Origin of the sequence: Congregibacter sp. (genome assembly GCF_047617445.1) — a bacterium.
In the GTDB taxonomy this organism is placed as follows: domain Bacteria; phylum Pseudomonadota; class Gammaproteobacteria; order Pseudomonadales; family Halieaceae; genus Congregibacter.
The window spans coordinates 1-10,776 of the sequence record NZ_JBLGBE010000103.1; the positions used below are offsets into that span (position 1 = coordinate 1).

Annotated in this window: 8 protein-coding genes and 1 pseudogene; 6 read left to right on the plus strand and 3 right to left on the minus strand. The window is 57.3% G+C overall.

All coding sequences use genetic code 11. From position 1 onward, the window contains the following. From ACI9KD_RS15790 to ACI9KD_RS15800, 3 genes and pseudogenes are all read right to left on the minus strand, one after another. Positions 1 to 473, minus strand: a pseudogene (locus tag ACI9KD_RS15790) (sodium ion-translocating decarboxylase subunit beta); the annotation flags it as partial. Further along, positions 473 to 2,290 (minus strand): sodium-extruding oxaloacetate decarboxylase subunit alpha, encoded by a 1,818-nt coding sequence (gene oadA, locus ACI9KD_RS15795; protein WP_414982133.1) that lies wholly within the window; start codon positions 2,288 to 2,290, stop codon positions 473 to 475. The gene oadA and the pseudogene ACI9KD_RS15790, both read right to left, overlap by 1 nt. Continuing rightward, a complete protein-coding gene (locus tag ACI9KD_RS15800) occupies positions 2,283 to 2,576 on the minus strand; it encodes an OadG family protein (RefSeq protein WP_414982134.1) in 294 nt (97 codons plus the stop codon). The genes oadA and ACI9KD_RS15800 overlap by 8 nt, the downstream gene beginning before the upstream one ends. Before the next feature lie 22 nt (positions 2,577 to 2,598). Here ACI9KD_RS15800 and ACI9KD_RS15805 point away from each other — a divergent pair, with 22 nt between their 5' ends. The 6 genes from ACI9KD_RS15805 to ACI9KD_RS15830 all read left to right on the plus strand — a co-directional run. Next, complete coding sequence (locus ACI9KD_RS15805; RefSeq protein ID WP_414982135.1) at positions 2,599 to 3,657, plus strand: tRNA dihydrouridine synthase; 1,059 nt, start codon at positions 2,599 to 2,601, stop codon at positions 3,655 to 3,657. A gap of 23 nt (positions 3,658 to 3,680) precedes the next feature. After that, complete coding sequence (locus tag ACI9KD_RS15810) at positions 3,681 to 5,237, plus strand: peptide MFS transporter (RefSeq protein WP_414982136.1); 1,557 nt, start codon at positions 3,681 to 3,683, stop codon at positions 5,235 to 5,237. 15 nt (positions 5,238 to 5,252) lie between these two features. Next, positions 5,253 to 6,482: a saccharopine dehydrogenase family protein gene (locus ACI9KD_RS15815; RefSeq protein ID WP_414982137.1), complete on the plus strand. Its 1,230-nt coding sequence runs from the start codon at positions 5,253 to 5,255 to the stop codon at positions 6,480 to 6,482. 28 nt (positions 6,483 to 6,510) lie between these two features. Then, complete coding sequence (locus ACI9KD_RS15820) at positions 6,511 to 8,652, plus strand: hypothetical protein (protein WP_414982138.1); 2,142 nt, start codon at positions 6,511 to 6,513, stop codon at positions 8,650 to 8,652. A gap of 122 nt (positions 8,653 to 8,774) precedes the next feature. Beyond that, positions 8,775 to 9,503 (plus strand): (Fe-S)-binding protein, encoded by a 729-nt coding sequence (locus ACI9KD_RS15825; protein ID WP_414982140.1) that lies wholly within the window; start codon positions 8,775 to 8,777, stop codon positions 9,501 to 9,503. Further along, a partial coding sequence (locus tag ACI9KD_RS15830; protein WP_414982139.1) for a lactate utilization protein B occupies positions 9,503 to 10,776 on the plus strand: 1,274 nt, incomplete at its 3' end. The genes ACI9KD_RS15825 and ACI9KD_RS15830, both read left to right, overlap by 1 nt.

Genomic DNA, 10,776 nt, shown 5'->3' on the forward strand with positions numbered 1-10,776 from the left:
CGGGGGTTTGCCAGCAGCGGGCCAAAGTCGGTCATGGCCCCAACGCCCATAAAAATCACCAAAGGGGCAACGCCACTGCCGATAGCCACGCTATAGAAGCTATACAGCATTCCATCGCTGAGACCCGCATCCCGGGCCAGCTGTAGCGCCTCCCACTGCAGAGCCTGGGGCGCCAGTTCCAAGGCCGCACCAATACTCGCAGGATCAGCCGAGGTGGAGAGCAACGCTGACAACGCCAGAATCAGCTCGCTGTTTGCACCATGCAGCGCCTTGTCCAGAGCCGAATACGCCAGACCCGCGCCGGGTATGTTTGCCAGCAGGCCGCCAAATCCGATGGGCACCAGAAATAACGGCTAAAAACGACGATGAATAGCCAAGTACAACAACAAGAGCGCGATACCTAGCATCACCGCCGAGCCAATATCCATCTGCGCCAGACCTGACGCGGCCCACAGCTGGGCAACGCGATCCATCAGTGCGTGTCCAGCTCCAGCAGAGCATCACCCACCGCAACGGAATCACCCGCGGACACGATAAGCTGACTGACCACCCCGGATTTTGGCGCGCGGACTTCTGTCTCCATTTTCATGGCTTCGAGGATCACCACAACATCGCCCGCCTCCACCGCGTCTCCCACGGCAACAGCCAGACTAACAATGTTACCCGCCAGGGGCGCATTAACGGGCTCAGCATTGCTCGGTACGGCGGCGGGTAGAGCAACCGCCGACGTGCTGGCCGCCGGCTGAATGTTGCTCACATCACCGCCGTCGGCAACCTCCACAACAAAGCGCTGCCCATGAACGGACACGGTATACACCCCGGAGCCTCCCGCAGCTGGCGCGCTGGGCGCTGCCGCCACCGCCGGTGTAACGTCAACCGCGGCTTCGGTGCCCGGCGCAGGCTCAAAGGCACTGGCATCGCCACGCTTGTCGAGAAAGCGCAGCCCAACCTGGGGAAATAATGCGTAGGTCAGGGCGTCATCAACCACCCCCTCCCCCGGAGCGAGGCGAATGCCTTTTTCTTTCGCCAAGGACTCCAGCTCGGACTGCAGCGCCAGCATCTCAGGGGCCAGTAAATCTGCAGGGCGGCAGGTAATCGGCTCGCCCCCTTCAAGTACCCGTAGCTGTAAGGCGGCGTTTACCGGTGCTGGCGTAACGCCATATTCACCCTTTAATACACCGGCTGTTTCTCGAGAAATTGATTTGTAACGCTCCCCGGTAATCACGTTGAGAACGGCTTGGGAGCCCACAATTTGTGAGGTCGGTGTGACCAAAGGAATAAAACCCAGATCCTCGCGAACCGCCGGAATTTCTTCAAGCACCTCAGCGAGTCGGTCCTCGGCATTTTGCTCGCGCAACTGGTTCTCCATGTTGGTGAGCATGCCGCCGGGAACCTGAGCAACGAGAATGCGTGAATCCACTCCGCGTAATGAACCCTCGAACTTCGCGTACTTCTTACGCACCTCCCGAAAATAGCCGGCGATGCGCTCTAGCGCCACCAGATCCAAACCGGTATCTCGCTCGGTACCTTCAAGAATAGCTACCAAGGCCTCTGTAGGTGAATGACCATAGGTCATGCTCATACTCGACACCGCGGTATCTATGTTATCGATGCCGGCCTCGATGCACTTGAGGTTGGTCGCAGTAGAGAGTCCCGTGGTGGCGTGGCACTGCATATGTATTGGAACCGAGCAAGCCGCCTTCAGACGCGTCACCAGTTCGAAGCCCACGTAGGGTCGCAACAGGCCTGCCATATCCTTGATGGCAATGGAGTCAGCGCCCATATCTTCGATACGCCGCCCCTGATCAATCCATCCATCCATATCATGTACCGGACTTAAGGTATAAGCGATCGTGCCCTGGGCGTGTTTGCCCTGCGTTTTCACCGCTTTGAGTGCCACCTCGATATTGCGCATGTCATTCATCGCGTCAAAAACGCGAAACACATCTACGCCGTTGATGGCCGCACGCTCGACAAACTTCTCAACCACATCATCTGCGTAATGACGATAGCCCAAGAGATTCTGGCCCCGTAGCAACATCTGCTGCGGTGTTTTTGGCATCGCTTTCTTGATTTCTCGGATACGGTCCCAGGGATCCTCTCCCAGATAACGAATGCAGGCGTCAAAGGTCGCTCCTCCCCAGGACTCCATGGACCAAAAGCCCACTTCATCGAGTTCGGCGGCGATGGGCAGCATGTCATCGAGGCGCATACGCGTAGCTAACAGCGATTGATGCGCGTCGCGCAGGACCAGTTCAGTAATGCCTAGTTTTCCAGGTCGATCAGACATGCGCTTTCCTTTGATCAAGATTAGGTGCGGGTGAAACAACGCGGCGATGACGGTGCTGATGTACCGCAGCGGCTATCGCCGCCACCAGCTCTGGCGACGGCGTGAGAGAAGCCTGAGGAGGCTCCGCAACACGCTTCGAAACAGCTATTGGGGCTTCGGGAAAGAAACGCTGAATGAATAGCGACATCAGCCGAGTGGCAAAAACCAACAGCGTCAGGAACACGATGACCGTGCCCATGCCATAAACAAGCAGTTCAAAACCCTGCGAAAACAGATTGGCGCTCATCAGATTCTCCAAAGACATCCCTATGATAAACGAGGCAGGTGCTCCGGGTCACGATAGCTGTGCCGGATTGCAACTCTGCGTATACTGCGGCTCTGTGACTCTCGAACCTCAACCCCGAATTCTCCTAGCGCCGATGGAAGGCGTTATCGATCACACTATGCGCGAGCTGCTGACCCAGCTTGGTGGTGTGGATCGCTGCGTCACGGAGTTTATGCGCGTGAGCCAAGAGCTACTTCCGGCCCGGGTATTTCATCGCATCTGCCCAGAGCTTGCCCAAGGCGGACATACATCCTCCGGCGTCCCAGTGTATCTTCAAATTCTCGGTGGCAATCCAACCCTGGTTGCTGAAAACGCCGCTCGAGCCGCAGAGCTGGGCGCGGCGGGCATAGACTTGAATTTTGGCTGCCCGGCAAAAACCGTCAATCGTTCAGATGGCGGCTCCATCATCCTTCGCGAGCCAGAACGTGTGCATGCCATTGTCGACGCCACCCGACGAGCGGTCCCGGCATCGGTCCCCCTGAGCGTGAAAATTCGTTTGGGCTTTAATGACCGTGACAAGTTTTTGGATGTGGTCGCTGGTATCGAAGCCGCAAAGCCCAGTGAACTTGTTATCCATGCCCGAACGCGAGCGGATGGCTATCGCCCCCCAGCCTACTGGGATCAAATCGCCCTGGCCCGCTCGGTCACGCGATTACCGCTCGTGGCAAACGGTGAAGTATGGGGTGTTGGTGACGCGCAATTGGCAAGGCTAAGAAGCGGCACAGCTGATCTGATGCTCGGTCGCGGTGTACTGTGCAGGCCTGACCTCCCCAGACTCATTCGGGCAGCGGATTTGGGTCTTGAGCAGTGCGCCCTGAGCTGGGACGAGATTCGTGGACTGCTCCTGACGTACCTTGCGGTCACCCTCGAAAATTACGATGCCCGCTTCGCGGTCAATCCCATCAAACAATGGCTGGGATACTTGAGGCACTACTACCCCCAAGCCGCAGCCATGTTTGCGGTGATCAAGCGTATTCTGGACCCCGAACAGTTAAGGCTGGCTATTGCCGGCGATGACAACGCTGCACCGATAGCGGCCTAGCGATAGGAATTAAGGAGCACTAAATGACAACTGCCGTCGCAGACGCTCCTCTTGTGAGAAATGACCCGGGCTTTTTTGGTCATCCCCGGGGACTGATGATCTGCTTTGCCACAGAAATGTGGGAGCGCTTCTCCTTTTACGGCATGAAATACCTATTGCTTCTGTATCTCACAAAGTACCACCTCTTTACTGACGCTGAAGGGCTTGAAGTCCTTGGGGGCTACGCCGCACTGGTCTACGCCATGCCCGTCATCGGGGGACTCCTGGCTGACCGCTATCTCGGAATGCGAAAGTCCGTAATGTTCGGTGGCCTACTGCTAGTCGCCGGACACCTGGGAATGGCCGTAGAAGGCGAACAAGCGCGGATGATAGGAGACAGTATTCAGCGAGACGGTCAGGCTTTGCAGGTTTTTTATGCATCGCTGGCTCTCATCGTGATTGGCGTGGGCTTTCTCAAACCGAATATCTCAACCATCGTCGGTAAGCTTTACAGCAAGGATGACCCTCGTCGAGATTCAGGCTTCACAATCTTCTATATGGGAATCAACCTCGGCTCATTCAGCGCAACCTTACTCTGTGGCTATCTTGGCGAGACCTATGGCTGGAGCTACGGCTTTGGTGCCGCGGGCATCGGTATGCTATTGGGACTGGCAACGTTCATCTACGGCCAGCGCTACCTCGCCGGCCTGGCAGAGCCCCCGGAAGGCGGCAAGCTGAATGAGCGCACGGCCATCGGACTCAGTAAAGAACACACTATCTACGCCAGCTCCCTGCTCGCGGTCGCTGTGGTTTGGCAAATGCTGCAGCTCCATGCCGCCGTGGGACTTCTCCTGAACACACCCTCACTCGTGGTTTTGGCCGGACTCAGTTGGTTTATCGTGACCCGCTGCAACGCCGTTGAGCGCAGTCGTATGATCGTCCTTATCGTACTGACTATGTCCACCGTCGTGTTCTGGGCCCTCTTTGAACAAAGCGCAGCCTCTATGACGCTGTTTGCGGACCGGGTTATGGATCGCGAAGTCTTCGGACTGACGCTTACCACCTCACAGTACGGTGCTCTCAAGTCCATGTTTATTTTTATGTTCGCACCCTTTTTTGCCTGGCTGTGGACGGTGCTCGGTAGTCGCGGGCTCGAGCCCTCAACACCGGTAAAGTTTGCACTGGGTATCGCTCAGGCGGGCCTGGGCTTTGGCGCCTTGATGATCGGTGCTGCCAACCCGGACCAGGCTGGCCTCGTCTGCGGCTACTGGATGGCTCTGGCGTACTTGTTACATACCTGCGGCGAACTGTGTTTGTCACCCGTGGGCCTTTCCGCCGTCACCAAACTCGCGGTCCCCAGCGTAGTCGGTGTCATGATGGGCTCCTGGTTCTTAGCGACCGCCTACTCTGAGTTCGTCGCGGCGCAATTGGCAAAAATCGCGGCCCTGAAAACCAGCGGCGGCAACATCACTGATACGGCAGCAGCACTGACAAGCTATGGCGACCTGTTTACCAGTCTGTTTTGGTTAGGCCTGGGCGCCGGAGCTCTTATGCTCTTGCTGTCGCCACTACTGCGTCGCATGATGCATGGCATTCACTAAGCGCAGGAATCCGCTATGACAGAGCGTACATTCGACATTGTTCTGTTTGGGGCTACCGGCTTTACCGGCCAGTTAGTCGCCGAGTACTTACTTGAGCGCTACGGCAGCGACGGAGAGCTGCGCTGGGCGCTGGCGGGCAGAAATATTGCCAAACTTGAGTCCGTACGCCAAACCCTCCAGGGAGTGAAACCCAAGAACCCGTTAACCTTGCTCACCGCAGATAGCACCGATCCCGAAGCACTAAAAACGCTGGCGGCAAGTACCAAAGTTGTTTGCAGTACCGTAGGGCCTTACGCCCGTCATGGCAGTGACTTGGTTGCCGCCTGCGTCGCACAGGGAACAGATTACTGCGACCTCACTGGCGAGGTTCCCTGGATTGCTCGCATGATTAGCCTACATCAACGTACCGCACAAGAATCTGGCGCACGCATAGTGCACTGCTGCGGATTTGATTCCATCCCCTCAGATTTGGGTAACTGGTTTGTGCAGCAAGCCATGCAGGATCAGCACGGGGTTATAGCCTCTCGTGTACGTGGACGTGTTGGTAAGACGCGAGGCGCGGCCAGTGGAGGCACTGTTGCAAGCCTGCTAGGTGTTCTCGAAGACGCCGGGCGCGATCCGGCACTGCGCAGTTTGCTCCGGGATAAATATTGCCTCTATCCGGATCAGGAAGGTCCAGGGCCCGAGGCGAAGGACCAGTATGCGCCGATATTTGACCCCTGTTTTGAGCAGTGGACGACGCCCTTTGTTATGGCACTGATCAACGAACGCGTGGTACGGCGCAGTAACGCGCTACTGAACTTTCCCTGGGGCCGAGACTTCAATTACGACGAAAGCCAGCTCTGCGCCAGTCGCGCGCAGGCGCTCGCAATCAGCGTGGGAATGGGTGCAGCCATGCTCACTGCGAGTAATACGCTGGGGCGCAATGCGATCGCTCGCTGGCTACCCAAACCCGGCGAAGGACCCGATCGCGATGCCCGGGAGCGCGGATTCTTCGAACTATTCTTCCACGCTGAACATCCCGAGGACCCCGGCAAATCAATTCGTGCTCGGGTCAGCGGCGACCGCGACCCGGGCTATGGCTCAACATCACGCATGCTCGGCGAAGCCGCCGTGTGCCTCGCAAAAGATACGGCGAGCGTCGGTGGCGGCGTGTGGACACCAGCATCAGCTTTGGCACCCGCACTTATACCCCGGCTGGAAAGCAATGCCGGGCTTCAGTTCAGCCTGATCCCTGCTCAATAGTGAAATGCCGCACAGCGGGAATGCAGCATTGATCGATAGTGATAAGCAGCGCTTCAATCTCATTTTCTCCGGTCAGTTACTGCCCGGTACAGACAAAGAGCGCGCAAAACGCACCTTGGCTGCGTTCTTTGGGCTTCGGGACACTTCGGGCGTTGCCGTGTTTTTCAGTGGCAAACCCGTTCCGCTGCGCCGCAACATCACCCGAAGCGACGCCCAGAGATTGTATCGGCAGCTCCGCGGTGTTGGCCTGATATGTGAGCTCTCAGCTGCGGATCCGTCCACGTCTGCGCCCACAGCCAAAGCCACGCCAACGCCTGCTCCAGCGAGGCCCTCGGGGCCGCGTCAGTCCTCGCGCTCGACTCAGGCAGTCGCAGCGAAACCCAGGGCGCCTCTAAATACAGTCGCTCCCAAACCCACAACAGCACAGTCCAGCCAACCGGTCATTCGCGACGCGCCAGCGACAAAGCAAGCAACCAGCGATCCATTGCCCCGAGGGAAAGCACCGAATCTGTTTGCACTGCGACCTGCAGCTGTGCCGCTCAATCCTACGCAGCTTCGCGAGGCCACGCAGATACGCGCCTTTGTATTCGCAGGGGCCGCGCTCGCACTGTGTGCGCTGGTGCTAGCGGTAGCACTACGCTTTCCTGCGGCACCCGCAGGACAAGAGCCTCTGGGGGCTCTTGCGGGGACGACACTCCCTGGCAACGAGTTAGTGTTGTTGTTAGAAGGTGCACTTTTACTCCATGAACGATCAGGACTCCCCAGAGCCCGGATTAGCGCAGCCGACCTTGGCTTTGATCGATTCTCTCCTCCACTTTGGACAATGGAGAATGGAGATATTCTGTTAAACGCAGCGATAGGCGAGGCGCAGCTGAGACTTCAACGCTGCAATCTCGAGGAAGCCAGCTGCTACACCTTCAGTCTAGAAACCCTAGATAGCCCCGTTATCGCTATCGCAAGCTCCCTACTGGGGGATAGCATTTTTTTGCTCGGCGAAGCTGGGCAACTGTGGCGCAGCAACAGCGCTGGAGAATTAGAATATACAGCCGCCGTCCAGCTTCCCTGGGGACAGCCACGAATCCTGTCCTCGGGCGGTTTACTTCTGATACCCGCCGGCGATGGACCCATGCTCGGCGTCTATCGCCCCGATAAGCAAAACTTCGGCCAGCAACTGGACGCACTACTCGTTATGCCGCCGACCGCGATTGCTGCAGGTCAGGATCGACTGCGCGATGTTGCCCTGGGAGAGACAAGTTACTGGGCACTCATGGCGGGCAGTGAAACTGCTCCGGGACTCTTTCAACTCGATCAGCAGTGGGGCAACCCGACGCGTATCTCTCTGCCCCAGGAACTCCATGAACCCTTCCTCATAGGCTGGCGTGACAAGCTGCTCATTGCGGACCCAAAACAAGTAATAATTCAGCGAGTCGCCGGCGATGGCCTACTCGAGACACCGTTCGAGTCATCACTACTCATTCAGGAGAGAGAGCGCTGGATACAGATATCAAAGCAGCGCAGCATGATGCGCCAACTCGGCATTGGACTGCCCGTGGTCCTGATTCTGCTCTGCGTCGCTGCAACGTTACTGTATCTGGCCAGCTACCGCGCTCTCACCGCCATGCCGCAAAAACGCAGTGCACTGCTAGATCCCGTGCCTGCGGGCATTCATTGGCTACCGACCTCGACTCACAAGGACCGCGCGGTGACGCAGATGGGTATCGTCCTTTCGCTGTTTTCGGTGCTTGCTCTTGCACTGTTTGCCAGTCTCAAAGGATGGCCGCCGGCAATAGCCTGTCTGCCTTTGGTTTTTGCTTGTCTGTACGCCTGGAGCGAACTGCGTCGAGGCCGCGGAGGTCATTTGGGGTTATTGAACAAGCACTTCATCGCCGTGGATTTCGATGGCCGTTATTTTTACGGAGAACACTCACTCCTGCGCGGCAGTGCGACAATCGCTCTTGCCCCGGGCGTCGTCTTGCCCGTCTCCCTCCCCGCGCTGCCCAACCTGGACACCACGAATATTGCTGTGGAACGCTACACAGCGATCCACAAAAGCAATCGTATCGAAATCCTCGGCGCTCTATGGTTATCGCACCACCCTTGGATGAACGCTGTTGTAGCTGTTGTAGCCGGGCTTCTACTCAGTAGCAGTCTGTTAGTTATCATCGGATAAGAGCTATTGCGCGCTATACTGCTTGGTCTAATTGAGCAGCGGCGACACCTCGCGAAACCTTGGATAATACGCAAGACAAGCCAGTACCCACGCAGTCGAAACCCCTGCGGGTCGCCTTGTATGTGACCTGTTTGGCTGATTTGATGCGACCCTCCGTAGCGCAAGCGAGCCTCGAGTTACTGCAGCTTGCCGGCTGTGAGGTTACGGTCCCTGCGCAGCAAACCTGCTGCGGGCAGCCCTCGTACAACAATGGTGATTTTTCTGGCGCCGCGCGTATCGCCCAGCAACTCATAGAGAACTTTGAAAACTTCGACTACGTCGTACTACCCTCTGGCTCCTGCGCAGGCATGCTCAAAGAACACTATCCAAAGCTCCTGGAGGGCGAGTGGCTGGCGCGCGCGAACAGCTTTGCCAATCGCGTCTATGAGCTCAGTACTTTTTTGCTGGATATCTGCAACTACCAACCTGCAAAGCAACATTTACCGGCGAGAATCGCCTATCACGACAGCTGCGCAGGCTTGAGAGAACTAGGTATTCGCCAGCAGCCGCGAACACTTCTCGCCCGCGCCGGGATCGAGGTACAGGAATTGACTCAGGCCGATGTCTGCTGCGGTTTTGGAGGTACTTTTTGCGCGAAAATGCCGGCAATATCGGGCGCCATGGCAGACCAAAAGCTTCAGGACGCCCAGGACACCGGTGCTGACACTCTTGTCGGAGGAGACCTCGGTTGTCTTTTAGCCCTCGCTGGCAGGGCACGAAGAACAGGCAAAAATATCCATTTTCGACACATTGCCGAAGTGCTGATCGGAGACGAGGCAACGCCCCCCATCGCAGAAAGCGAAACTTCCTGATGGAACAGCATAGCCGCGACTTTTTGCAAGCCGCAGGAGCGGCCATTGCCGATTCCGAACGAGCACGCACCCGCGAAGCTCTTGGCCTGCTCATGCCAAATCAACGAGAGCAAGCGATCAAGGATTTTGGTGGCAACAAAGAGTTTGATGCCCTGCGTAGTGAGGTCAAAGCAATCCGGCAGCACGCGCTGGCGCACCTGGGTCACTACCTCGAGTCATTCTCTAGCGCCGCGCGGGAAAACGGAAGCTCCGTACATTTTGCGCGCAACGGTGATGAACTCAATGGCATTGTTTTAGACATTTGCACACGCCATGAAGCGCAGCGGATTGCCAAGGGCAAGTCCATGATCACCGAAGAGACCGGACTTAATGCCGCGCTGGAGAGCGCAGGCTTTGCGGTACGGGAAACCGATTTGGGTGAGTACATCATTCAGGAATCTGGTGACACGCCGAGTCACATCGTCGCACCGGCCCTACACAAATCTCCGGCGGAGATTCGAGAGCTATTCCTTGAGCGCCATGATCTCGGAGAGCGAGACCTCGCTGATGCGCCAGAAATGGTCGCCGAGGCCCGCCAGGTCTTGCGTGAAGAGTTCCTAGCGGCCGATGTTGGAATTATTGGTAGCAACGCACTCATCGCCGAAAATGGTTACTCGATGCTAGTAACCAACGAAGGTAACGGTGACCTCTGTGCAAACCTGCCACCCGTGCTGATCGTTTGCACGAGCGTGGATCGCGTGCTCCCCCGGGCCGAAGACGCCATGGCAATGTTGCGCTTGCTGGTGAGATCAACCACAGGCCAAGCTGTGAGCTGCTACACCAGCTTCTATGCAGGACCCCGGCGCCCTGGAGACGTCGACGGGCCGCTGGAGACTCACTTCGTACTGCTGGACAACCATCGAAGTGAAATTCTCGCAAGCGACTATGCAGAGATGCTCCAGTGTATTCGCTGTGGCGCCTGCCTTAATCACTGCCCGGTATATATGAACGCGGGGGGGCATGCCTACGGCTGGGTCTATCCCGGCCCCATGGGGTCAGTGCTCACGCCGCTGCTGACATCACTTGAAGAAAGCGCTGATCTCCCCGATGCCTGCACCGCCTGCGGGCGCTGCGAAGAAGTGTGTCCTGCGTCCATACCTCTACCAGACCTGTTGCGCGATCTTCGTCGGGATAAATTCACCCAGGGGGTCACCGCCAAACGCTGGCGCTTTGGCATTCAAATACATGCCTGGCTTGCCCTACATCCCCGACTTTATCAACGAATCACAAGTCT